Annotated in this window: 23 protein-coding genes and 1 pseudogene; 13 read left to right on the top strand and 11 right to left on the bottom strand. The window is 62.3% G+C overall.

Features of this window, described 5'->3' with window-relative positions:
* Window positions 1-100 precede the first annotated feature (100 nt).
* The 5 genes from hpaD to hpaI all read left to right on the top strand — a co-directional run bounded on the left by hpaD (window position 101) and on the right by hpaI (window position 4427).
* Window positions 101-958 (top strand): 3,4-dihydroxyphenylacetate 2,3-dioxygenase, encoded by an 858-nt coding sequence (gene hpaD / locus BLT00_RS21575; protein ID WP_092141232.1) that lies wholly within the window; start codon window positions 101-103, stop codon window positions 956-958.
* Between the two features lie 91 nt (window positions 959-1049).
* Window positions 1050-1442 carry a tautomerase family protein gene (locus BLT00_RS21570; protein WP_092141235.1) on the top strand — a complete coding sequence of 131 codons (393 nt, stop codon included), beginning with the start codon at window positions 1050-1052 and terminating at the stop codon, window positions 1440-1442.
* Between the two features lie 52 nt (window positions 1443-1494).
* Window positions 1495-2799: an MFS transporter gene (locus tag BLT00_RS21565; protein WP_092141238.1), complete on the top strand. Its 1305-nt coding sequence runs from the start codon at window positions 1495-1497 to the stop codon at window positions 2797-2799.
* Between the two features lie 12 nt (window positions 2800-2811).
* Window positions 2812-3615, top strand: a complete 804-nt coding sequence (gene hpaH / locus BLT00_RS21560) for a 2-oxo-hept-4-ene-1,7-dioate hydratase (RefSeq protein ID WP_003201609.1) — start codon at window positions 2812-2814, stop codon at window positions 3613-3615.
* 14 nt (window positions 3616-3629) lie between these two features.
* The gene (gene hpaI, locus BLT00_RS21555) at window positions 3630-4427 is read left to right on the top strand and encodes a 4-hydroxy-2-oxoheptanedioate aldolase (protein WP_063321382.1); all 798 of its coding nucleotides are present in this window, start codon (window positions 3630-3632) and stop codon (window positions 4425-4427) included.
* A gap of 145 nt (window positions 4428-4572) precedes the next feature.
* On the opposite strand, the gene hpaR is transcribed toward hpaI, so the two are convergent.
* The 3 genes from hpaR to BLT00_RS21540 form a co-directional block, all read right to left on the bottom strand.
* Window positions 4573-4995, bottom strand: coding sequence for a homoprotocatechuate degradation operon regulator HpaR (hpaR, locus tag BLT00_RS21550; RefSeq protein ID WP_092141241.1), 423 nt, complete (start codon window positions 4993-4995; stop codon window positions 4573-4575).
* Window positions 4996-5266: 271 nt separating this feature from the next.
* Entirely contained in the window at window positions 5267-6208 is a 942-nt protein-coding gene (locus BLT00_RS21545) for a p-hydroxyphenylacetate 3-hydroxylase reductase component (protein WP_092141244.1), read from the bottom strand.
* 65 nt (window positions 6209-6273) lie between these two features.
* The gene (locus BLT00_RS21540; RefSeq protein ID WP_092141247.1) at window positions 6274-7443 is read right to left on the bottom strand and encodes a p-hydroxyphenylacetate 3-hydroxylase oxygenase component; all 1170 of its coding nucleotides are present in this window, start codon (window positions 7441-7443) and stop codon (window positions 6274-6276) included.
* 311 nt (window positions 7444-7754) lie between these two features.
* On the opposite strand from BLT00_RS21540, the gene BLT00_RS21535 reads away from it, so the two are divergent.
* The 6 genes from BLT00_RS21535 to BLT00_RS21510 all read left to right on the top strand — a co-directional run bounded on the left by BLT00_RS21535 (window position 7755) and on the right by BLT00_RS21510 (window position 12764).
* Window positions 7755-9053 carry an NAD(P)/FAD-dependent oxidoreductase gene (locus BLT00_RS21535; RefSeq protein WP_092141250.1) on the top strand — a complete coding sequence of 433 codons (1299 nt, stop codon included), beginning with the start codon at window positions 7755-7757 and terminating at the stop codon, window positions 9051-9053.
* A 181-nt stretch (window positions 9054-9234) separates the two neighbouring features.
* Entirely contained in the window at window positions 9235-9600 is a 366-nt protein-coding gene (locus BLT00_RS21530) for a cupin domain-containing protein (RefSeq protein WP_092141253.1), read from the top strand.
* 51 nt (window positions 9601-9651) lie between these two features.
* On the top strand, window positions 9652-10311 hold the full coding sequence (locus BLT00_RS21525; protein ID WP_092141256.1) for a helix-turn-helix transcriptional regulator: 660 nt from the start codon (window positions 9652-9654) through the stop codon (window positions 10309-10311).
* A 78-nt stretch (window positions 10312-10389) separates the two neighbouring features.
* Window positions 10390-11211 carry a molybdenum cofactor biosynthesis F family protein gene (locus BLT00_RS21520; protein WP_092141259.1) on the top strand — a complete coding sequence of 274 codons (822 nt, stop codon included), beginning with the start codon at window positions 10390-10392 and terminating at the stop codon, window positions 11209-11211.
* On the top strand, window positions 11204-12004 hold the full coding sequence (locus BLT00_RS21515) for an SDR family NAD(P)-dependent oxidoreductase (protein ID WP_092141263.1): 801 nt from the start codon (window positions 11204-11206) through the stop codon (window positions 12002-12004). Before BLT00_RS21520 ends, BLT00_RS21515 begins: the two co-directional genes overlap by 8 nt.
* Window positions 11997-12764 (top strand): SDR family oxidoreductase, encoded by a 768-nt coding sequence (locus BLT00_RS21510; protein WP_092141266.1) that lies wholly within the window; start codon window positions 11997-11999, stop codon window positions 12762-12764. Before BLT00_RS21515 ends, BLT00_RS21510 begins: the two co-directional genes overlap by 8 nt.
* A 98-nt stretch (window positions 12765-12862) precedes the next feature.
* Here the strand turns inward: BLT00_RS21510 and feaR are convergent, their stop codons facing one another.
* From feaR to BLT00_RS21495, 3 genes are all read right to left on the bottom strand, one after another.
* Window positions 12863-13825 carry a transcriptional regulator FeaR gene (gene feaR / locus BLT00_RS21505; protein ID WP_092141268.1) on the bottom strand — a complete coding sequence of 321 codons (963 nt, stop codon included), beginning with the start codon at window positions 13823-13825 and terminating at the stop codon, window positions 12863-12865.
* Window positions 13826-13948: 123 nt separating this feature from the next.
* Window positions 13949-14569, bottom strand: a complete 621-nt coding sequence (locus tag BLT00_RS21500; RefSeq protein WP_170867281.1) for a DUF3156 family protein — start codon at window positions 14567-14569, stop codon at window positions 13949-13951.
* A complete protein-coding gene (locus tag BLT00_RS21495; protein ID WP_092141271.1) occupies window positions 14514-16013 on the bottom strand; it encodes an APC family permease in 1500 nt (499 codons plus the stop codon). Before BLT00_RS21495 ends, BLT00_RS21500 begins: the two co-directional genes overlap by 56 nt.
* Window positions 16014-16306: 293 nt before the next feature.
* Here BLT00_RS21495 and BLT00_RS21490 point away from each other — a divergent pair.
* Window positions 16307-16908: pseudogene (locus BLT00_RS21490) on the top strand (hypothetical protein); the annotation flags it as partial.
* 52 nt (window positions 16909-16960) lie between these two features.
* Here BLT00_RS21490 and BLT00_RS32350 read toward each other — a convergent pair.
* A complete protein-coding gene (locus BLT00_RS32350) occupies window positions 16961-17932 on the bottom strand; it encodes a methyl-accepting chemotaxis protein (protein ID WP_092141278.1) in 972 nt (323 codons plus the stop codon).
* 208 nt (window positions 17933-18140) lie between these two features.
* Here BLT00_RS32350 and BLT00_RS21480 point away from each other — a divergent pair, with 208 nt between their 5' ends.
* Window positions 18141-19628 carry an aldehyde dehydrogenase family protein gene (locus BLT00_RS21480; protein WP_092141280.1) on the top strand — a complete coding sequence of 496 codons (1488 nt, stop codon included), beginning with the start codon at window positions 18141-18143 and terminating at the stop codon, window positions 19626-19628.
* Window positions 19629-19773: 145 nt separating this feature from the next.
* Here BLT00_RS21480 and BLT00_RS21475 read toward each other — a convergent pair whose 3' ends face one another.
* The 4 genes from BLT00_RS21475 to BLT00_RS21460 form a co-directional block, all read right to left on the bottom strand.
* On the bottom strand, window positions 19774-21231 hold the full coding sequence (locus BLT00_RS21475; RefSeq protein ID WP_092141283.1) for an amidase: 1458 nt from the start codon (window positions 21229-21231) through the stop codon (window positions 19774-19776).
* A gap of 17 nt (window positions 21232-21248) precedes the next feature.
* Window positions 21249-22505 carry an MFS transporter gene (locus tag BLT00_RS21470; RefSeq protein WP_092141286.1) on the bottom strand — a complete coding sequence of 419 codons (1257 nt, stop codon included), beginning with the start codon at window positions 22503-22505 and terminating at the stop codon, window positions 21249-21251.
* Between the two features lie 12 nt (window positions 22506-22517).
* Window positions 22518-23450, bottom strand: coding sequence for a SphA family protein (locus BLT00_RS21465; RefSeq protein ID WP_092141289.1), 933 nt, complete (start codon window positions 23448-23450; stop codon window positions 22518-22520).
* 69 nt (window positions 23451-23519) lie between these two features.
* Complete coding sequence (locus tag BLT00_RS21460) at window positions 23520-24512, bottom strand: helix-turn-helix domain-containing protein (protein ID WP_092141292.1); 993 nt, start codon at window positions 24510-24512, stop codon at window positions 23520-23522.
* Between the last annotated feature and the right edge of the window lie 41 nt (window positions 24513-24553).

Below are 24553 nucleotides of genomic sequence, written 5' to 3'. Positions count from 1 at the left end.
AATCGAGCGGGAGCAAGCTCCCTCGCCACAACTCATCATCAACACCCGATTCACCGATTATCCAAGATCCAACAAGAACAATCTTTTCAGGAGAATCATCATGGGCGAAGTCGTCCTGGCTGCGAAAATCTGCCACGTTCCCTCGATGTACCTGTCGGAGCTGCCCGGCAAGCACCACGGTTGCCGCGCCGCCGCGATTGCCGGCCACAAGGAAATCGGCCGTCGCGCCCGTGAGCTGGGGGCCGACGCCGCCGTGGTGTTCGACGTGCACTGGCTGGTCAACAGCGCCTATCACGTCAACAGCGGCGCGCACTTCAAGGGCATCTACACCAGCAACGAGCTGCCGCACTTCATCAAGAACATGGAGTACGAATACTCAGGCGCCCCGGAACTGGGCGAGCTGATCGCCGCCGAGGCCAATGCCGCCGATGTGCGCACCCTGGCCCACAACATCCCAAGCCTTGAACTGGAATACGGCACGCTGGTGCCGATGCGCTACATGCACATGGACGTCCCTCAGGAACAGAAATTCGACGTCGTATCGATTGCTGCCTGGTGCGCCTGGCACCGCCTGCAAGACAGCTTCACCTTCGGCGCCGCCGTGCGCCGGGCCATCGAAAAAAGCGACCGCAAGGTCCTGGTGCTCGCGTCCGGCTCGCTGTCGCACCGTTTCTCCGACGATCGCAACGCTGAAGCCAACATCCACAACTGGACGCGGGAGTTCGACAAGCAGGTCGACCTGCACGTCGTCGAGATGTGGCGCCAGGGCCGCTGGAAAGAGTTCTGCGCGATGCTCCCGGACTATGCCGAACACTGCTTCGGCGAAGGCAAGATGCATGACACGGCGATGCTGCTGGGGTTGCTCGGCGGGCCGGACTACGACAAGCCTGCCGAAATCATCACCGAGCCTTTTGGCAGCTCCGGCACCGGACAGATCAACGCCATTTTTCCAGTCTGAACAGCAGCTGCAAGCCGCAAGCTAAAAGCTGATCGCTTGCAACTTGCCGCTTGTAGCTCACCACTCAAAGCTGCCGACGCATGAGGCCCCCATGCCGCATTTCATCGCTGAATACACCGACAACATCGAACAACAAGCCGACCTGCCCGACCTGTTTGAAAAGGTCCACACCTTGCTGGGCGACAGCGGCGTGTTCCCCCTGGGCGGCATCCGCAGCCGGGGCGTGCGCCTCGACACCTGGCGCATGGCCGACGGCAAGCACGACTACGCCTTCGTACACATGACCTTGAAAGTCGGCCACGGCCGCGACCTGGCCACGCGCCAGAAAGTCGCGGAAAAACTCTTCGAGGTGATCACCGCGCACTTTGCCGAGCTCCAGGCCCAGCGCCTGCTGGCCCTGTCGTTCGAGATGATCGAGCTGCACGAACAGCTCAATTTCAAGGCCAACAACGTCCACGCCTTCCTCAAGGGCCAGGCCACCTGAATCCGTCTGCCTCGCGTTCCCCATCGGCCTCTCTGACAAAAAGTACAAGATCATGAGCACAGCCCATACCGCCAACACCGCCGGCACCGTCGCGCACGACCGCACCCATGCCACCATCACCTGGCGGCTGATGCCGCTGCTGCTGGTCTGTTACCTCTTTGCCCACCTTGATCGCATCAACATCGGCTTCGCGAAGATGCAGATGAGCGCCGACCTGCAGTTCAGCGACACGGTCTACGGCTTCGGCGCAGGGCTGTTCTTCATCGCCTATGCGCTGTTTGGGGTGCCCAGCAACATGGCCCTGGACCGGGTCGGTCCGCGGCGCTGGATCGCCACGCTGATGGTGGTCTGGGGCGCTTTGTCCACCGGCATGTTCCTTATCGACAGCGCCGCCGGTTTCTACGTGTTGCGCTTTCTGCTGGGCGTGGCCGAGGCCGGTTTCTTTCCTGGCATCCTGGTCTTTCTCAACCGTTGGTATCCGGCCCGGCGCCGGGCCCAGGTGACCGCGTTGTTCGCCATCGCCGTGCCGATGGCCGGGGTGATTGGCGGGCCTTTGTCCGGCGGCATTCTCGAGCACTTCCATGATGTTGGCGGTTTGCGTGGCTGGCAGTGGATGTTCGTCATCGAAGGGCTGCCGGTGATCCTGCTCGGCCTTGTTGTGCTCAAATGCCTGCCGGACGATTTCGAGACGGTCAAGTGGCTCACACCGCACGCCAAGCAGCAGCTGCGCGAACAACTGAGCCTTGAAGAACAGCGCAAATCCATCACCTCGTTTTCGGCGATTCTCAACAATCCGCAGGTCTGGTTGTTGGTGGCGGTGTACTTTGCCGTGATGTTGGCGGTGAATACCCTGGCCTTCTGGATGCCCACCCTGATCCATGGCGCCGGCATCGGCAGCGACGGCAAGGTCGGGCTGCTCAGCGCGGTGCCCTACCTGGCCGGCTGTTTCTTCATGATCGGCTGCGGGCGCTCCTCCGACCGCCATCGCGAACGTCGCTGGCACCTGTGCGTACCGCTGTTGATGGCCGCGCTGGGCATTGCGGTCACCGGGTTCTCACCCGGCAATCCAATCCTGGTGCTCAGCGGCCTGATTGTCGCCGGCATGGGCGCCAGTGCGGCGTTGCCGATGTTCTGGCAGCTGCCGCCAGCCTTCCTGTCCAACGGCACCCAGGCCGCCGGTATCGCGCTGATCAGCTCCTTCGGCAGCATCGCCTCATTCTTCGCGCCCTACCTGATCGGCTGGATGCGCGACACCACCCAGAGCGCCAGCCTCGCCTTGTATGTGCTGGCCCTGCTCATCGCCCTTGGTGGCTTGCTGGTGCTGCGCACACAGGCCGCCATCGTCAACCCTCAATAAGAGACCCTTGCCATGCTTGACCAGAACCTCATCCAACAAGCCGCCGCCCGCCTCGACCATGCCGAACGCTCCCGCGAGCAGGTGCGGCAGTTTTCCCTCGATCACCCGGACATCACGATCGAGGATGCCTACGCCATTCAGCGCGCCTGGGTCGCGCAGAAAATCAAGGACGGCCGCAAGCTGGTCGGCCACAAGATCGGCCTGACCTCCCGGGCCATGCAGGTGTCGTCGAACATCACCGAGCCGGACTACGGCGCGCTGCTGGACGACATGTTCTTTGACGAAGGCACCGACATCCCGTTCGAGCGTTTCATCGTGCCGCGGGTGGAAGTGGAGCTGGCGTTCATCCTCGGCAAGCCCTTGAAAGGCCCGAATGTGACGGTGTTCGACGTGCTCGACGCCACCGAATGGGTGATTCCGGCGCTGGAAATCATCGATGCGCGCATCCAGCAGATCGACCCGCAGACCAAGGCGACCCGCAAGGTGTTCGACACCATTTCCGACAACGCCGCCAATGCCGGCGTGGTCATGGGCGGTCGCGCCGTACGCCCGACCGAGATCGACCTGCGCAAGGTGCCGGCGGTGCTGTACCGCAACGGCGTGATCGAAGAGTCCGGCGTCTCGGCGGCGGTGCTCAATCACCCGGCCAAAGGGGTGGCCTGGCTGGCGAACAAGCTGGCGGCCTATGACGTCACCCTGCAACCGGGACAGATCATCCTCGGTGGTTCCTTCACCCGCCCCGTGGCAGCCAACCCCGGCGATACCTTCCATGTCGACTACGACATGCTCGGCTCTATCGCCTGCCGTTTCGTCTGATCGGAGACCGTTTCATGGACATGCCCATCAATACCTTCAAGCAACGCCTGCGCAGCGGCGAGGCGCAGATCGGCCTGTGGCTGGGGTTAGCCGATGCCTACTGTGCGGAACTGGCGGCCAACGCCGGCTTCGACTGGCTGCTGATCGACGGTGAACACGCGCCCAACGACTTGCGCACCTTGCTCGGCCAGCTCCAGGCCGTGGCCCCCTACCCCAGCCAGCCGGTGATACGCCCAGTGATCGGTGACACGGCGCTGATCAAGCAAGTGCTCGATATTGGCGTGCAGACCCTGCTGGTGCCGATGGTGGAAAGCGCCGACCAGGCGCGCGAACTGGTGCGCGCCATCCACTACCCGCCCCATGGCGTACGCGGTGTCGGCAGCGCACTGGCCCGGGCGTCACGCTGGAACAGCATCCCCGGTTACCTCGACAAAGCCGACGAGCAGATGTGTTTGCTGGTGCAGATCGAAAGCCGCGAGGGCCTGGCCAACCTGGACGCCATTGCCGCGGTGGACGGTGTCGATGGGGTCTTTATCGGCCCGGCGGACCTGAGCGCCTCCATGGGTTTTCGCGGCAACCCCGGCCACCCGCAGGTACAAGCGGCCATCGAAGACGCCATCGCCCGCATCCGTCAGGCCGGCAAGGCAGCCGGGATTCTCAGTGCCGATGAAAAACTGGCCCGGCGCTATATCGAACTCGGCGCGGCGTTTGTCGCGGTGGGCGTGGATACGACGGTGTTGATGCGGGGCTTGCAGACATTGGCGGCGACGTTCAAGGACACACCAAAGCCTGCGGCTGGCGGTGTGTACTGACAGCACCACAAACCCCGTGGCGAGGGAGCTTGCTCCCGCTGGGTCGCGAAGCGGCCCCCTTGAATCCGACAGTGAATTCAAGACTTTTGGGCCTGCTGCGCAGTCCAGCGGGAGCAAGCTCCCTCACCACAAAAGCAGACCAGCCTCAGCGCCTGATCGCCTTCAGGTCATTGAGCAACCCCAGCAGCGTCTGCAATTTTTCCTCCCCTAACTTGTCCTGCAGACGCTGATAGTTCGCTTCCATGCTCTGGCTCATCGAATCGAAGCTCGCCTGCCCTTGCGGCGCCAGGCGCACCAGCACTCGCCGCTGATCCTGTTCAGCCTTGCGCCGCACCACCATGCCTGCCGCCTCCATTCGCACCAGCACGCCGGTCATGCTGGGCTTGAGGATGCAGGCCAATTCGGCCAAGCGATTGATCTCCAGCTCATCGTGCTGGCTAAGAATGCGGATGACTCGCCATTGCTGCTCGGTCAAGCCATGTTGATTGAGGGAAGGCCGGAAAAAGCCCATGGCCGCTTCACGGGCCTGGAGCAGGGTCAGGGTCAAGGATTGGCGCGGCTTGGGCATGGATGGGGTTCGCGAGAAGAGTTAGTTAATGAGTTAACTAAATCTTAACAGCTTCCAACCCATGTCGGACCATCCGTTCACAGAATCTGGATCAAGCGAGGCCTCTGTGGCGAGGGAGCTTGCTCCCGCTGGGCTGCGCAGCAGCCCTTGGATCAGTCGCAGCGGAGTGTCAGGCAATCTGAGCTTGGAGTGTTGGGGCCGCTTCGCGGCCCAGCGGGAGCAAGCTCCCTCGCCACAGGGGTTGGTGCCAAGCCTTGATGCATGTTTCAGCTCAAGCGCCCTTGATCACACCCTTGAGCACCGCTTTGAAATGCTCCACCTGGGCCTCGCCGAACTGGCCGAACACCTTGTCCTGCTGTTCCTTGGCGATGGCCCAGAGCCCTTCGGTCTCATCCATGCCCTTGGCAGTCAGGCGTACCCGCTCGCCTTCATCGGTCACCAGGCCCTTGCGCTTGAGGTTGGCCACGGCTTCTTCGATCTCGCGCGCCGGCATCGCCACTTCCCGCTGCAAGTCACACAGGTTCAGCCCGGCATCGTTCTCGAGCACCATCAGCATTCGTGCCTCACTGGTGCGCAAGCCGGTAGACAACTGACGCGGCTGGTAGCTGGCCTGGTAAGCCCGCAGCGCCTGAGTCATCAGGTAATACAGATTGTGACTCAAGCGCCCCTGGAAGTGACTGCTGGGGGACTGGCCCTCTTCCCGTCTGGTCATGCGAGTGTGGGGCAGCACCATCGAGTAGGCGCCCTGGTGATAGAGCAATGGAGAGCGTCCGAAATCATCAAACGCCACGACCTTGCCGATCATGATCCAGTGATCGCCGCCATCGACCTGCTGGAATTTTTCACAGTGAAAACGCGCCGAGCAATCGACAAACACCGGGGCACCGCCTTCGCCGGTTTCGAATTCGATTTCAGCGAAGCGGTCCTCCTTGGGTCGTGCGAAGTTGTTCGACAGGTCGATCTGGTCGGCGGCCAGCACGTTCACCGCAAAGTGACTGGCGGCTTCGAACACGCCATGGCTGCTCGAACGCTTGTCGATGCTCCACAGGATCAATGGCGGGTCCAGGGACACCGAGTTGAAACTGTTGGCTGTCACACCGACCTTGCGGCCATCTTCAGTGGCAGCGGTGACCACGGTCACGCCAGTGGCGAAGTTACCCAGGGCCCGGCGGAACGCGCGGGTATCGAAAGCGGTATCACAAAGACTGGACATGCAAGACTCCCGGCCGCCTCAAGGGACGGCCTCGATTATTGTTCTAGGGTTCAACGAACAGGCGGTCAAACCATGGAAGGATCAGGCTCAAGGCCCATCAACTCACGACCGAGAATCTGCGCACAAACGTCGTAGTCGGTATAGGCATGGGCGCCGGTCAGGTGGGCGTCGCGGAACAGTCGTTGCAACTCGTTGCTTTCGAACCAGGCACCGCCGCCAGCCGCCTCCATCAAGCGGTCGACAGCCTGTATGCACATTTTGGTGGCATAGCCCTGGTTGGTCCGCCAGAACGCCAGGGTTTCCTGGCTGGGGTATTCGTGGCGCTCACCGTATTCGGCGTGCTCCTGCCAGGTTTTCTCCAGAAAGGCACGGGCCGCGGCCACCTGATGAGTCGACTCGGCCAGACGCATCAACGCCGGGGTAGCGGCACCGACTGCCGCACCGGTGTAGGCCCGCACGCGGTTGCGGGTCTTCTCGCGAAAGACCTCCAGCATGCGTTCGGCCACGCCCAGGCTGACCGTGGAAAAACCACTGGCGAAGTAAGGGCGGTATGGCGAGTAGAAAATCTTGCTATCGGGGTACAGGCCGAATCCGCCGGACTTGCCCTCCATCATGTCCTTGGCTTTCTGGATCCGGTGTTCCGGCACGAAAGCGTTGTCGATGATCAACGTCTTGCTGCCACTGCCGCGCATGCCTACCGCGAACCAGTCATCGCGAATCTCATAGTCGCTGCGCGGCAGCACCGCAAAGCAATAGTCCTGGGCGCCTTCGGCGTTTTTACGGCGAAACCCAACGATCGCCCATTCGGCATGATCGCAGCCGCTGCTCCAGCCCATTTCACCGCTGAACGTCACACCGCCCTCGACTTCCTCGGTGCGGCCAAACGGCGCGATACTGCTGCTGGCAGTGGCATCGGGATCATCGCCCCAGATTTCCTGCTGGGCCTTGGCCGGGAACATTGCCAACTGATGGCTGTGAGTGCACAACAGGCTCATGGCCCAGGCCGTGCTGGCACAGGCACCGGCCAGCAGCGCGATGCAATCGGCGAACTGCGGCAGGGAAATCTCCAGGCCACCGTAGGGTCTCGGCTGGAAGGCCCGGTGCATGCCAATGCTTTTGAGCAAGGCTATATTTTCGGCAGGGACGCTACGGTCTTTCTCCGCCTGGAAGGCATTGGCGGCAATGACCGGCAGGAGGGGCTTGAGGTCTTCGAGCAGCGGGTTTGGCTTTTTCATGGACAGGCTCTTTTATTATTGGCATCTGCCAATCCCGTCTCTGCCCGGCAACCTGAGGTTGCGCAAACAGCGGGATCAGTGATTAAGGCCGGTCCAGTATGGGCAATCACAGGCGGGTGAAAAATGCACCTTCCAGATCCAAGATTGTACTTTTCATGGGGCAGCTTTCGGCGCCATGGCGCGCTCGGTCAAATCCCCCGGCACGGATGATCAAGACAAGCGCCCTGCCAAGGCTCTTAATAGGGCCATCCCCTGCAATGCCTTGCGAAGGCGTGGCAACGGAGTTTCCTTTCACTTTGTCAGGTTGCGTCATGATCAATATCGAAACGCCCACCTATTACACGGCCACCAAGAAATACAACCTCAGCTTCCCCACGTTGGAACAGGACGTGGACGCCGATGTTGTGGTCATTGGCGGCGGTTTCTCCGGGATCAATACCGCGCTGGAGCTCGCCGAAAAAGGCATCACCAACATCGTGGTGCTGGAGGCGCGTTACCTGGGGTTCGGCGGCACTGGGCGCAATGGCGGGCAGATTATGGCCGGCATCGGTCATGACCTGGAAAAGATCAAGAAGGACGTGGGTGAAGACGGCCTGCGCCAGATCTTCGAGATCAGCGACCTGGGCGCCGACATCATCAAGGACCGTATCGCCAAGTACGCCATCGATGCCGACTTCTGCCACGGCTACGGCTACATGGGCTTCAACGCGCGCCAGGAGAAAACCTTGCGGGCCTGGGAAAAAGACTTCAAGTCAGTCAATAGCAAACACGAGATCCGGTTTCTCGGCGGCTCCGAGGTGCAGCAGATCATCGGTTCCAAGGCCTACGGCAGCGCCTTGCTGCACATGGGCGGCGGGCATGTGCACTCACTGAACCTGTTATTGGGTGAGGCCAAGGCCCTGGTCAGCCACGGCGTACGGATTTTCGAGAACAGCCCGGCGTTGGAAGTCAGTTATGGCGAGCGCATCACCGTGCGTACCGGGCGCGGCTCGGTCAGGGCCAGCAAGCTGCTGTGGGCCTGCGACAGTTTCCTCAACAAGCTGGAACCGGAGCTGCATCGCTCGACCATCAACACCTACGCCTTCCAGATGATGACCGAGCCGTTGTCGGACGAACTGATCCAGCGCATCAGCCCGATTCGCGGTGCCTACAGTGACATTCGCCCGGTGATCGACTACTACCGCGTCACCAACGAAAACCGCCTGCTGTTCGGTGCTGCGACGCCGTTGGTGGAGCACATCCCCCAGGATCTCAAGGCCTGGAACCGGCGCCTGATGCTGAAGATCTTCCCGTACCTCAAGGACGTGAAGATCGACCTGGCCTGGGGTGGCCCGATGGCGTGCAGCCCGAACCTGTTCCCGCAGATCGGTACCCTGCCCGGGCGCAGCAACGCGTTTTTCGTCCAGGGTTACTCAGGCTTTGGCGTCACGCCGAGCCACATCATCTGCAAGGTGCTGGCCGAAGGCATGAGCGAAGGCTCGGCGCGCTACGACCTGGTCAGCTCGATCCGGCGCCCGACCATCATCGGCAAAGACGCCATTCGTCCATTGCTGCTGACCGCCGGCAAGTCCTGGCATCAGCTGTCGGGCTACTGGAACGGCCGTCGCTGAGATGAGTGGCTGAACATACACCCTGTGGCGAGGGATTTATCCCCGCTGGCTGCGAAGCAGCCCCATAAGCAGCACAGATGCAGGTTTTTTCAGGGGTCGCTGCGCGCCCAGCGGGGATAAATCCCTCACCACAAGCCCCCCTTCCAACTTCGCTATTTTTTAATCATCAGGAGTCACTGCCATGCCCCTTATCACCGTCAAAAAAGACATCCAGCTGTCCGACCTGGACGCCTGGGGCACCGTCGCCGATCTCGGTTCGCAGATTCTCGAAGGCGAAGTCAAAGCCTTCGGCAAGATGACCTTCGGCGCACCAACCGACCCCGTCAGCAGCGCCTACTTCGGTACCACCCAAGGCAAGTTCCGGATGGTCTATCCCTTCGCCGAACACGCCACCGTGGTCACCGGTGAAGTGGTGCTCACCGACGAGGCCACCGGCCAGAGCACCCGCTACAAGGCCGGCGACAGCTGGTTCGTGACCAAGGGCACACCGGTGCTGTGGGAAGTGGTCAGCGAGAGTTTCGTCAAGCACTACTTCGCGGTAGCCTGATCGGACTTGGCTGCCGGCCCGACCGGCAGCCCTCTCGGCGAAGGTGCGACCATGAACCTCATCCCCACCCAGGACATCGCCAGCCAGTGCCTGCACGCATTTACCCAGCTCGTTCCCGTCAGCCGGGCGGCGTTCTACTGCGTTGATCGGCAACTGCAGGTCCACGACTTCAGTCTGCACAGGATGAGCGGCGAGATGCACCGCGACTATCTGGACAACTATCGCCAATTTGATCCGCTGCATCCGCGCCACTGCGTGTCCAGCGAGTTGGCCGTGGTGCCGTTGAGCCTGGCGATGACCCGCCAACCGCGACGTGACAACCATCGTTATCACGACTTCCTACAGCGCTACGGCGTGGTCGACGTGGTGGAAGTCTTCGCCCATCGGGACGGTCAGCCCCAAGCCGCGATTTCGTTGTTGCGCACCGCCGAGCAAGGCATCTTCACCAGTCAGCATCTAAGCCAGCTCAGCGCGTTGCAGGCCTTGCTGCAACTGGCCGCGGCCCATTTGCCTAGCCATGAGGACCCACTGGGCGACTTGACGCCCAAGGAGCGCCAGATTGCCTGGCTGCTGCGCCAAGGCGTCAGCAACAAGCAATTGGCCCGGGAGCTGGAGGTGGGCTTGCCGACCATCAAGACTCACCTGATCCACCTGTTTCGCAAGGTAGGTGTGAGCAGCCGTACCGAGTTGGTCAGCGCACTGTTCCTCTGATCAACCATTTGGTTGATAGGCCGCCGTTACCCGGCACCGCATGATCCGTGTGGCTAATTCAACCACCGGAGCCTTGTAATGAGCACATCTTCAGACTGGATCACCGTCGGCGCCCTGGCCGATGGCTTTGCCCCCGAAGCTTTCATCCTGCCAAACCTGGCCGACCTGGACAGCAAGACCTTCACCCTGCATTTCGCCAATGGCTGGCAGATCGAGCACCGCTTCGAGCAGGACACCCTGACCTGGAACGCCGCCGATGGGCACTCCAACGGCAGCGCGACCTACCGGGCCACATCCGTACGCCCGGGCCTGTACCTGGTGGACTTCATCAAGCGCGAAGGCGAGCTGACGCTGTCGGTAAGCCTGGTGCTCGATACCGCCAGCGCCGCCTTCACCGCCGTGATCGGCCGCATGCCGAGCCAGCCGGAAACCGGCGAAGGCCTCTACAGTCGGGCGCTGGCCGGCAAGCCCCTGACCTCGGTTCAAGCGCAGTTCCTGCACGGCAGCCTCGATCGTCCCTGGCAGCCTGGCCTGTGCCCGCACACACCGACTACCGAATTGGTGGGGCTGCGCAACTTGTATCGCTACAGCCCGAGCGAGGTCTACGAACACATTTACCTCAACGACCAGTTCTACTCCTGGCAGTGCCTCAAGGGCGTTGAGCAAGGCCTGTGCGACACCGATCGCTGCGACACCTACAAGATCGCCGATCAGTTGTACCTGTTCGTCTGGCGGGAAAAAATCATCCCGACCCTGGGCCTGGTGCTGATCGACCTGCAACAGCACCGCAGCGACGGCAAGATCTTCGGCTACGCCGGTGCGTCGTTCGATGAGTTCTCCAATTTCCCGGTCAGTTCCTACTGCCAGGTACTCAATCAGACGGAGTATCCCGATGCCTGAATCACGTACCGTGGTGATCACCGGTGCCGGTACCGGCATCGGCGCCGCCTGCGCCCGCCTGTATGCCGCCGAAGGCGCCAACCTGGTGCTGATCGGCCGCCGTCGCGAGCCCCTGGAAGCACTCGCCGAGGACATCGGCGGCCTGGTGCTGGTGGGCGATGCGGCCTGTCCGAACACCTGGGACGGCTTCATCGAGCAGATTTTCACGCGCCATGGCCGACTCGACGTGCTGCTCGCCTGTGCCGGTGGTTTGGGCATGGGCAGCGCCACTGAGACTCAGCCATCGGCCTGGGAAGCGGCCCTGCGCAGCAACCTCGACAGCGCCTTCTACAGCGCCCGGGCGTGCCTGCCACTGCTGCAGGAAAGCGCCGGCAACATTGTGCTGATTGCCTCCATCGCTTCGTTGGCGGCAGGCCCCCACGTGTGCGGCTACACCACAGCCAAGCATGCGCTGTTAGGCCTCAACCGCTCCCTGGCAAGGGATTACGGGCCTCACGGCGTACGGGTCAATGCAATCTGCCCAGGTTGGGTCCGCACCCCCATGGCCGATGAAGAAATGCAGGCACTGATGCAGTTCCATGGCGAAACGTTGCAACAGGCCTATGACCGGGTCTGCGCCGACTTGCCGTTGCGCAGGCCGGCCAGCGCGGAGGAAATCGCCAACGTCTGCCGCTTCCTGGCCTCCCCTGATGCGTCGATCATCACCGGGGCGACGCTGGTGGCCGATGGCGGCTCCAACATTGTCGATGTACCGACACTGGCCTTCAGCCGGATGGAGGCCAGCGATGTCTGAGGATCTGGATTTCAGCGGCCAGACCGTATTGGTCACGGGCGGCGCCCAGGGCATTGGCCGGGCCATCGTTGAAGCGTTTGCCCTGCGTGGGGCTCGCGTGGTCATCGCCGACCTTGGCCTGGCGCGCGCCGAAGCGGTGGCCGACGAATTGACTGCCGAGGGCTGTCAGGTACAAGCGGTGGGGGTTGACCTGGCCGACGCAACGGCGGTCTTCGGGATGATGGCCGAGCTGGAGCAGCGCTTGGGGAGGCTGGATACCCTGGTGCACAACGCCGGGTATTTTCCGCTGACACCGTTCGCCGAGATCACCCCGTCGATGCTCGAGCGTACGCTGGCGGTGAACCTGTCGGCGCTGTTCTGGCTGACCCAGGCCGCGCTACCGATGTTCCGACGCCAGGGCCGAGGCTGCGTGCTGGTGACCTCTTCGGTCACCGGCCCGCGGGTGGCGTATCCAGGGCTCAGCCACTACGCGGCCTCCAAGGCCGGGGTCAATGGTTTCATTCGCAATGCCGCGCTGGAACTGGCGGCCGAGAATGTCCGCGTTAATGGGGTCGAGCCGGGCATGATCGCGACACCGGCCATGGCCAACCTGGGCGACGATGAAGTCAACCAGGACATTGCCCGCCGAGTGCCGCTGGGTCGATTGGGCCAACCGAGTGACATCGCCGGCGCCATGCTGTACCTGGCATCGAGCCTGGCCAGTTATGTGACCGGGCAGACTTTGGTGGTCGACGGGGGTTCGACGTTGCCGGAGGTCTGAACCTGAGTGGGGGGAGTCAGCTTGCGGTGAGGGTGGATGGACCACCGTCATCGCGAGCAAGCTCGCGATAGCGATCATCCAGTCAACGACGACCTCATTCAAGCCATCCCTTGCCCCTCCTGCAAACGGCTGGAACGAAACTCCTTGGGCGACAGCTCGAACTGCTTCTTGAACGAACGGCTGAAATGCGCCGAATCGGTAAAGCCCCATTTGTAGGCAATCGAGGTAATGGACTCGTCCCGCAGGAACGGATTGGTCAGGTCATCAGCGCTGCGCTTGAGCCGGGCCCGCTGGATATAGCGGCAAACGCTGTCATCCTGCTCTTCGAACAATCGATACAGATGCCGCACCGAAATATTCAGTCGATTGGCCAGGCCCACCGGGCTGAGGCCGGGCTGGGTCAGTGACTCGTCGATGACCTTCTGTACATAGCTGCGCAGATGGCTGCCCTGCAACGCAACCCCCTCATCACGGGCATCGCTACTGTGCTCCAAGGCCGAGCCCAACAGCGAAACGAAGGCACTCTGCAACGCTTCACCCTCGCCCGCGGCGCCCTCGCCGTCGGGTGTGTCCCTGCACAGCTGGTCCATCAAGACATGCAGCATCCGCCCACACGCCTTGCTGGACGAAACCTTGCCGAAAGTCTTGGTCTCCCCGCCCAGTTGTCGCGACACGTCCTGGCGAGACAAGGACAGCACCGCGTGCTCGATCAGGCCGAACGGGCTGATCTCAAGCGCCCCCACGGAATCCATCAGCAGCAGTTCACCGGGTGCCAGCTGAATGCTCAAGCCGTTCTGGGTAATGCGGCAGTAGCCGCTGCGCTGGCTGACCAGGAAGCAATCCTGGTCATCGTCGTGATCCGCGTTGGGTAGGTGACGCTTGATGCTACCGGCGTTGGTGCGCAGGTTCGCGAGGGCAAGGCCACCCCGATGGAAATTCGACACTTCACCAATAAACAGGGAACGATTGAAGGCCAGCTCGGTATCGAAGTGGCCGCAAGTCGCCCGCAGATCCCGGTTCCAGGTGTCCAGACCGTCCTGCCCAACCTGTTGCATGCTCATGGCATTCTCCGCAGTGGCTTTTTGTTTTTGTGCGGCAATAGTTAACATGTTATCTATATGCACGCAACAAGTACCTGATCGCCAGAGCAGTAGCAGGAATGATGCCAGGGCAGCACAACAGAATCAGAGCGTTGCCAGTACCCGCTGCAGACCGCTCAAGGTTGCCAGCAAGACGCAGCGCTGCTCGCGGCTCAACGGGATATACCGACGAAAGGCCGGCATGCGATTGACCACTTCGCTACCGCCCATGTGTTCCAGGCGCACGCACCACTGGCGTCCCTGCAAATCGATGCGCAGCCGTTTGAAATCCAGGGGCATGAGGGCCTGATACAGCACAAGATCCTGCTCCACCGCCGCCTGCAACCGGTCCGCCAGGTCACTGCGCCCGTCCCGCTGCCGGCAGCGAATACCACTGCGCCGAACAGCCCCGCCGTGGTGCAGCTCCAGGCGCGCCGTGCCCTCTCGGGAGGCAGGCACGCGCAGGACGAACTCGGTCATCACCAGGTGCATCAACAACTGCGACTCGGTGCGTTCGACGATCTCCAACTGCAAGCTGCCATCGTCGGTGGCTGCCGTCGCCGTGGTCAGGCCCGTCACCTCGAATTGCGCCAGCGCCAGGTTGCGCCGCAGGTGTTCCAGGGTCACCCCGGGCCGATACCCGGCCGGGGTGTGCTGGGCGCTGAACAACTCAGACAGTTTTTGCAGCAGGGTCGACAAACTCGCCCGCAAGTTGCCCTGGTTCATGGGAGAACTCCTTGGCCAGCACGTCTTCTACCGACGCTGGCTTGAATGGATTGACCCTCTGTACCACCAGGGTCCAGAACAAGGCGTACGCTGCCGTGCCACCGAGCATCACCGCGAAGGGCACGTAGATGTCTGCCGGGTTCATGCCGGGCGGTGTGATGAACCACATGCCCAGCATAATGCCGACACTGGACAGGATCTGTGGCAACGGGAACCACGGCGAGCGATAGGCCCGCGGCAGATCGGGACGACGAATCCGCAGGCTGACCACCGACACGGTCACCAGCAGGTAGGCAAAACTCCAGGCGCACACCGCGGCCAGCACCAGGTGCATGATGTTGTCGGTATTGCCACCCAGCCACCACGCGTGCAGGCACGGAATCAGCATCGCCACCAGGATGCACAGTAACGGCGTCTTGAAGCGCGGGTGCAGATAGGTGAAGATTTTCGGCAACGCACCGTCCACCGCCATGCCGTAGAGAATCCGCGGTACGCCGGCCATCAGGGTGTTGATGGTCGCCGCACCGGCAAACAGAAAGCCAATGCCCAGCCACATCGGGCCGATATCGCCCATGACCTGTTCGGCGAAGCGTGGAATCGCCATGGGGGTGTCCAGCAGATGCACGCCGCTGGTGGCATCGAGCAGCACGTTTTCCACTTGGCGCTTCATCGCCGCACCGTAGATGAACATGCAGGTGGCGACGCTGAACAAGCCCAGCATCATGGCCCGGGGCATGGTCCGAGCGGACTGGCGCAGGTCCGGTGCCAGCGGCGTGACGAATTCGCAGCCGACAAACATGAACATGGCCATGCCCACCAGCGACAGCACCGTGACCATATCGGTGCCCACCACGGACGCGCCGAACCAGCCCTCCAACTCCACTGCCGGAGCGGCGATCAGGCCCAGCACGCCGAACACCATCAGGGTGGTCCACATGCCGAACGTCAGGATGATTTCGGCCCGGCCAAAGGCGCTGACGCCGAACGCGTTGAGCACGCCAAAGACCACCACGAACCCCACGCCCAGCAACCAGGAGCCACCTGCCGATTCGGCCAGGGTGTTGAGGTGTTCGAAGTTCACCAGGGCCATGACGCCGGCCAGGATGGTCTCGGCGGTTCCGGCGAACACATGGACAATCAGATAGGCCGACAAGGTGCCAGTAATCGCGAAGAAACGTCCCATGCCACAGTTGATATAGTCATAGACCGAGCCGGTGGTCGGGAGAATCGACGCCGCCTCGGCAAACGTCGTCGCCTGGGCCAGCATCATTACCACGGCGATCAGCATCGCCACGGCAAAGGCGCTGCCGCCAATGCCAAAGCCCATGGTCGCGGTGAGAATCACGGGACTTGCCATGATCAAGCCAATGGTGCTGGCCAACGCGGTGGGAAAGCCCACCGAACCCCGGTTCAAGTGCTCGGTGAGCCTGTCATTGATCGACATGGTGCAAGGTCCTCGAAAGCGTATTTTTAGTATGGATGCCACAGCCGTCCAGGAACCGGCGATCATGCCTTCCCCAACCAGTCCCTGATCGAAACGGCGTTGCGTGCAGCCTTACTCTGCGCCGCACCGCGCCGGGCGTCTTGCCCATGTCTGCCGCCGGTTTTGTTGCTGCCTGCCAACACCGCCGCGCTGGCGGCCTGGATCAACTCCATGGCAGGCAGGTGAAAGACTTCCCTGGGTACCTCTCCCCTTAATGCGCGCTCTACTGTCCAATCGCACTGGGGAATTCCACCATGGGGCACACACGCCGTACACCTCTGCTGCGCAATGCCCATCGGCTTGGGCATCGCCCTGCTGGTCGCCGATTCACCGGCCCAGGCTTATGAGCTTTATTCCGACGAAGATACCACCGTCATCGGCAACTTCCTGGCGGTCTACGGGCTGTTCAACAGCCGCAAGAACTACGACGGCTCCACCGGTGGTTCAAGCTGGCGCGAAGACTTCATTAAGTATGGCCTGAGTATCGACCAGACACTCGGCAACCTGGGCAGTTTCTACGGGACGGCCAACCCTGGAATACACCGCCGCGCCTGGCACCCTGGGGCTGGCCTATATCCATGGCATCGATGTCGATGACCGCTACGCCAGCAACTTCCAGAAACAGCACGAAGGCATGGACATCTACAGCCTGCGCGGCGCCGGCAATGCTGGCATCGAAAACGCCCACTTCTCCTTCGAGTACGCCTGGCAGGACAAGGACGCGGGCCCGGAGAAAGCCTGGTACGGCGAAGCCGGCTACACCTTCGCCGACCTGCCCTGGACACCGGACCTGACCTATCGCTACAGCCGTTACTCCAAGGACTGGGACTCGATGTTCAACGGCCAGAACCGTGGCGGTTGCGTTCTGAACGTGGCGGGAGCTGCCCCGACGGCAGCTCCCGCTCGGCTTACTGTTTGTGCTGATGCAACATGGTCTGGATCTGATGGGTCGCCTGCCGGGTGCTCTGCGCCAGCTTGCGCACCTCATCGGCCACGACTGAGAAACCGCGCCCGACATCTCCGGCCCTGGCGGCTTCAATCGCGGCGTTCAAGGCGAGCAGATTGGTCTGGTCGGCAATGCCCTTGATCACCCCCACCACCGTGGCAATCTGGGCGTAGGTCACCTGGTTCTGTTCGAGCATGCGCTGATGGGTGGACTGGGCCGAGCGCTCATCGCTGATATCACGCACCGCACCAATGACCCGCACCAGTTGCCCATGCGAGTCGCGTACCGCCCGACCGCGTTCACGACACCAGATGTAATCCCGGGTCTTGTGGCGCATCCGGTATTCGAAGACGTATTCACCGCTGCCCTGGGAGCCAAGGATTTCCTGATCGAAAATGGCCATGATCTTGGGCAAGTCGTCCGGGTGGGTGATGCCGACCTGGGCATCCCAGCCATCGGGCAAGTCATCCGGCCCATACCCCAGCAGCGAACGGAACTGACTGGAAAAGCGCATGCCACTGGCCGGGTGCTGGAGGTCACCGTTGACGACCGTGATATCCCAGCAGCCTTCAGTCAAGGTCGATTGCAGCAACTCCCAGATCTGCGCATCCTGGCGTTGTTGCTGTAGATGCTGGCTGTGTTCGCCCAGACGAACTTCAAGCGCCTGCTCGCGCTCAAGGGCTTGCTCCAATTGCTGGCGAACCCTGTGCATCTCACGCTCGCAGTGCTGCCATTGCAGGGTTTGCGCCTGCACTTGTGCTTCGACCTGATGCAGATGTGCAGTCGCGCTCGCCACCTGCCGTGCATGCTGCTCAAGGACGGTGCGCAGTTGCGGATACGCGTCGAGCTGTGGCGTGTCCTCCGTTTCGCCGGTCAGCACGCGTTGCACCTGCGCAGTCAACGCCAGTCTCTGTTTGTTGGTCTGGAGAAACATCGCCCGCCCCTATGCCATCAAGTCGAAACCCGAATCTGATCGCAAACCGGCCTGGCTGGCTTGTCCCTGCCTGCACGAGGCCTTGCTCCTGGCTGCCAACCACCCAGGCTGGCAGCCACAGACATACGGCGCGGCAGGCACAGTCAAGCTGGATGATCCTGCCGGGATTACCCTCGGGGCTTTCCCTATTCGTGATCAGGAAACCCTCATGAGCGATATTGCCCTGCTGCCTCCGGTCGAAGCCTTCCTCGGCAAACATCACGCCCTGTTCATCGACGGTGGCTACGTCGAAAGCCAGAGCAGCCAGACACTTGACGTCGTCAATCCTGCCAACGGCCAAGTCATCGCCCAGGTCAGCGACGCCACTTCCGGCGACATTGATGTGGCGGTGGAGTCGTCCCGCCGCGGCTTCAAGCAGTGGTCCCAAACGGCACCCGCGGTCCGCGGCCATGTGCTGCTCAAGTTGGCAGACCTGCTGGAACGCAACCGCGAAGAGCTGGCGCAGATCGAGACCTGCCAGTCGGGGAAGATCATCCACGTCTCCCGGGCCTTCGAAGTCGACCAGGCCGCACATTTCCTGCGCTACTACGCTGGCTGGGCGACCAAGATCAACGGCGAGACGATCACCCCATCACTGCCCTCCTTCGCTGGCGAACGCTATACCGCATTCACCTTGCGCGAACCGGTCGGAGTGGTGGTCGGTATCGTACCGTGGAATTTTTCCACCATGATCGCCATCTGGAAATTGGCCTCAGCCCTGGTGACCGGTTGCAGCATCATCATCAAGCCCAGCGAGTTCACCCCGCTGACCATCCTGCGCATCGCTGAACTGGCCATCGAGGCCGGCCTTCCGGCCGGTGCCCTGAATGTGTTGACCGGCGGCGGCCAAGTGGGCAAAGGGCTGATCGAACACCCAGGCACCAACAAGGTCTCATTCACCGGTTCCGTGCCCACCGGCCTGGCGGTGGGCCAAGCGGCCATGGGCGCCGGGTTGACCCGTGCAACCTTGGAACTGGGCGGGAAGAATGCGGCGGGGTTCCTGCGTGATATCGATCCCGAGGTGGCGGTCAACGGCATCATCGAGGCCGGCTTTCTGCATTCGGGACAGATCTGTGCAGCAGCGGAACGGTTCTTTGTTCATCGCTCGCAGATCGAGTCGATCATGGACAAACTGGCCCAGCGCCTGAGCAAACTCACCATCGGCTCGCCCTTGGACGAACGCACCGAATTCGGCCCGGTGACCAACCGCCAGCACCAGCGCAAACTCGCGGAATTCTTCGCCAAGGCCCGCGCACAGAACAACACCATCGTCCACGGCGGCAAGCTGATCGATGGACCCGGTTGCTATGTGGAGCCGACCATCATCCTCGCCAATCGCCGCGACGACAGCCTGCTCAACGAAGAAACCTTCGGCCCGATCGCCACGTTCTTCCCTTACGACAGTGAAGAGGAACTGCTGGAGCTGATGAACGACACGCCCTACGGCCTGAGCGCCAGTCTCTGGACCAACGACCTGGGCAAAGCCCTGCGCATGGTTCCCGCCATCGAAGCTGGCACGGTCTGGGTAAACATGCACACCCTGCTCGACCCGGCGGTGCCTTTTGGCGGCAGTAAATCTTCAGGGATAGGCCGTGAATTCGGCAGTGCATTCATTGATGATTACACCGAACTGAAGTCGGTGATGATCCGCTACTGACCTTCAAGGGCTCTGTGACAACCCCAGAGCCCTATCAGCAAAAATCCCGCTTGTGGGAGCGGGTTTGCTCGCGAAAGCGGACTATTCAGTCAACCATGATGCCGACTGACCCAACGCCTTCGCGAGCAGGCTCGCTCCCACAGTTTCATCGCCGGCAGGCGTTGACCCGTGGAACTCGGCCGCGCCAGGGCTGGGCGCGTTCCAGTTGGGCGGCCAGGGCCAGCAAAGTGTTTTCCTCGCCAAAGCGACCGGCAAAATGCGCCCCCATCGGCAGGCCATTGGCGCTCCAGGACAACGGCACGGACATCGCCGGCTGGCCGCTGGCATTGAACAGTGCAGTGAATGGCGAATAGCTGTGGTAGCGCTCGATCAATTGATCCAGGCTCATGCACACATCCTGCAGATCCAGCTCGCCAATCAGCACCGGTTCACGGGTCAGGACTGGGCTCAGGATCACGTCATAATCCTGCATGAACACCGCCAACTGCCGGCCAAGGGCATGAATCCATTCCACCGCCGCGGCATATTGGGCGCCGCTGACGTTGCCCTTGTCCCGCAAGATGATCCGGGTGCGCACCTCCAGCTCTTCGGCCTGCACGGCAAACCCACGCATCTGGCCCAGCAGGTCGACATAGTGACGAGAGCTGGCGCCAATGATGGTGAACACGTGGTCGAGAAACTCCAGCAATCCCACCGGCAGGCTCACCGGTTCGACACGGTGCCCCAGGGACTCGCACAACCGCGCGGCCTCGCCCACCGCCTGAAGGCTCTGGGGTGACGTAGGCCAAGGCTCGAGTTGCTCGATCAGGGCAATGCGCAACGGCTTGGGATCAGCCTGCACCGCCATCACATACGGCAACGCCTGGACCGGCGCGGCATAGGGCGCCCCCAGGTCCCTCCCGGCGGTGGCGTCCAGCAGCGCCGCACTGTCGCGCACCGACAAGGTAATCGCATGGGGCGTGCCCATCCCCGCCCAGCCCTCGCCCACTATCGGCCCCGACGGCATAAGGCCACGGCTGGGCTTGAACCCGAACACACCGCAGCAAGACGCCGGCACCCGCAATGAACCACCGCCGTCGTTGCCATGGGCGAACGGCACCACCCGGGCCGCCACCAACGCCGCCGCGCCACCGCTGGAGCCACCGGCGCTGTGGTCGGTGCTCCAGGGGTTGCGGGTGGCGCCGAAGCGCGCGGACTCGGTGGAGTACGAGGTGCCGAACTCCGGCGAAGTGCTGGTGCCCATCACTTGACATCCGGCACGACGCAGACGCGTCACGACTTCCGATTCGAAATCCGCCCGGAAGTCGCCCAGTGCGCGTGAGCCGTTAGTCATCGCCGCGCCGTGGACCGGCGAAAACAGGTCTTTGATCAAGGTTGGCACACCGGCCAGCAAGCCTTGGCCAACCTGTGGCGTGCGCACGGCTTGCCGGGCCGAATCGTACAAACGCTCGGCCACCGCATTGAGCTGCGGCTCGACCCGCTCCAGGCGCTCGATGGCGGTTTCCAGCAGTTCGCCGGGCTGGACTTCGCCACGCCTGACCCACTCGGCCAGCGCCGTGGCGTCTTCACTGTCCATCAAATGGTGGATGTCTTGCATACCCATGTTTCAGATTCCTTATGTCACGACGATTGATGTGATCCGACGGTGCTCGCCTGCCCCTGGCCCCGTGCACGCAGACCGGCAATGACCCAGAGCAATGCCAAGGTAAAACTGGCCAGGGCCAGCCACTGGATGGCGTGACGCAGGTCACCGGCGAAGACAACCACCGACGCCACCACCAGCGGACTGACGAATTGGCCGATGTACAGGCACGAGGTAAACCCGCCCAAACCCCGGCCGCGGGTGTTGGCGGTCAAGGCATTCATCACCGGCGCCATCACATTGGGCACCAGCAACCCGGCCCCCAGGCCCTGGATGAACACCGCCACCAGCACAGCGTTGTAGCTTTGCCCGCGCATCAGCAACCACAGCCCCAGGCCCATCAAGCCGAGCAACAATGCGTTGCAACCGGCGATGCCGAAGCGACGGCGCAGCAACGGCCACATCAGCGAACCGCCCAAGGTCGCCAACAGGCTCAGCCCCGCCGCCAGGCCGATCAGCGTGCTGGAGGTGACGCCCAGGCTGACCAACAACGTCGGCGCCTGGATAGGCATGATGAATGTCAAGACCATGCCGCCCAGAATCATCAGGTAGCCGACCAGCAGTGGCAGCACGGCGACCTTGGCCGGAGCCGACTCATCGACGCGCTGCTCGACCTTCTGCTGCTTCGTCACCGGCGGTTCCCAGAGGATTTTCATCATGGCCGGCACCAGCAGCAGTGGCAGCAGATACAACAGGAATGGCGCACGCCACGAGTGCTCGCCGAGCACACCGCCCACCACGAAAAACAGCGCCCCCACCAGGCCAATGGTCACCACCTGCCGGTTGACGTAACGCAACCGCTCCTCGCCCTGCCAATAGTCGGCGATCAGCGTCGCGCAGCAGGTCATCACCGCCGCCTCCGTGCACCCGAACAACAGCCGCACACCGACAATCGAAGTCAGGCTATCGAGCAGGGCCGGTAATGCACCGAGCAAGGCGTAGAGCACCGTGGCAATCACCAGCAACGCCTTGCGTCCAACCCGGTCGGCCAACCAGCCAGCCAACGGCGCGCACACGGCAATCGCCAGGGCGGGACCGGTGATCGCCAACGGCACCAGCAGATCGGCGCGCGGTTCCAAGGGACCGAATTCGGCACCCAACCGGGGCAGGATCGGCGTGACCATCACCGCGCCCATGATCGTCAGGCTGCTGCCCAGCATCAGCACTGCGCCTTCGCGCCAACTGGCCTGGCGCGACGGGGTGGCCGCCGTTGAAACGGAACTTGATTGGTTCATGACGAGCCCCTTCTAGAAACTGTGGGAAATACGCAGCGCCGCGGTATAGCCCTCGGCGCGATTGCGCGCATCGAGCTCCTTGTAGACATGCAGCCACACCGGTGGAATGCCAGGCTTGAAGTAGCTCACCGCCGGCCCGACCGCCAACACCCGGGCGCGATTGCCCGCCTCCAGGCCCGGCGCATCGTCATCGGTGAATTGCCGGTAGTAATAGCCGCCCACGCCCACCGTCCAAGGGCCAACGTGTTGACCCACGGCGAACTCGTGGCGGTATTCGACGCCGTTCTTGTAGTCGGTGGCGTGGTTGCGGGTGTTGATGTCGGCCTCAAAGCTCGAAGACACCTCGAAGCCGCTGTCGGAGATGTAGGTGGCGTTGAGGATCGGCGAGAAGGTCCAGTGGTTGAGGCCCGGCGAGATCAAGCGATCCTTGTCGTAGTCGCCGGTGGGGGCCTGGATCTGGAACTGGGCATTGACGAACAGGTTCGGCGACAGGGTCCACTGCAAAATCACCGGCAACACCTGCATGTCGGCCATGCGAAACGGATCGGCTTCCAGGTCCAGCGGGCCGACAGGGGTCTGCACCTGTAGCGAAGCGTCCATCTGGAAAAACGGCACGACGGCGCCGAAACCATACTTGGCGCCCAGCACGGTGTAATCGGTCATGCGCATGTAGGCGAGGCCGATGGACAAGACATCCAGGGAGAAATGGTTGTCCACGGACTTGCCGTGGCGATCTTTCTGTACGTTGGCCGAATAGAACGCGGTACGCAGGCCGACAGTGCCAAAGGGCGTGGCCGGCGGCATCATGCCCGCGCCGAAATCATAGACCCCGACCGCCGTGGTCGGTGCGCCGTTTTCGGTGCCATGGGCAGCGGTGCAGGCACCGATCAGCCCCAGGGTTAACCACGTACAGTGCCAGGTGTTTGTTTTTTTGTTTTGGTACATCGAATGCCCCTCCGACCATGTGGTGTCGGGGTCATCCTAGGGAGCCGGCCGGTCAGCCGTTATCCGTTTTCAGCACAGATGCGTGCGGCGCAACGTGTGTGATGGGGTTTCGCCGAACAGGGTCCGGTAATCACTGGAAAACCGACTCAAATGCCAGAACCCCCAGCGCGCTGCCACCTCCTGCACACCCAGCGCCTGATCGCCATTGCGCAGCTCACGGCGCACCGCATTGAGGCGCAACGCCCGCAGATAAGCCACCGGATTGATGCCCAGGGTCTCCTGGAAGCAATACTGCAGTTTGCGTCGGCTGGCACCGATGTGATTGCACAGGTCGAGGATCGACAGCGGCTCATCGACATGGGTCAAGGCATATTCCCGGGCGCGGTCGACCATGCGTTTGCGCGCCGTGGGACTGAGCGGCGGCGCTTCGTCAGGCGCCACCAGTTCCAATATGTGCAACGTCACCGTGTCCCGCAGGCCCCGGCGAATCGACTCGTACCCCAGCAACGAATCACGCCCCTGCTCGCCCCCTTCAAGCTCATCGAACAACGCCGCAAGCTCGGCGGGCAGCGTCGAATTGCCAAGACGGTAACACTTGGGAAGATCGGTAATTCGAAAGCGACTGCCTTGGCGCTCCAGCACATGTTCCAACGCCTGCTCGTCGATGGCGACACCGAGCAGATCCAGATGCTGGGGGGTGCGCAGCTCGGGCAGGTTTTGGCCGCGGGCGACCAACAGGCTGGGTTCGACAATCGGGTGCCCGGAGCAAAAGACCGGTCCATCGGCACTCAGCGGCACGCTGAAGGTGATGGCGCCCTCCCAGGCCATGCCTTGCTTGGTCATGGCCTGATTAGAGCGGTCGCGCACCAGTTGCATCCAGTCCGAGCGGAACTCGATCAACTCACCGTCGAAACGCCCGGGGGTCAACTGGTCATAGCAGACCTGCCAACCCCCCATGTTGCGGGCGTGCTCATCGATGTCAGCGGTGCGGAACCGATTGATCGGCAGCGTCGGCAACAGGTCCCACGAGACCGCTGGCTGCGCCATGTTGGAGTTGTTCATTGACCCGACCTTTGATGATTCCAGGGCTTACGGGTCAAAGC

It is taken from the genome of Pseudomonas sp. NFACC51, from assembly GCF_900103575.1.
GTDB lineage: Bacteria > Pseudomonadota > Gammaproteobacteria > Pseudomonadales > Pseudomonadaceae > Aquipseudomonas > Aquipseudomonas fluorescens_Q.
This window is presented reverse-complemented; position numbering and strand designations above follow the sequence as displayed.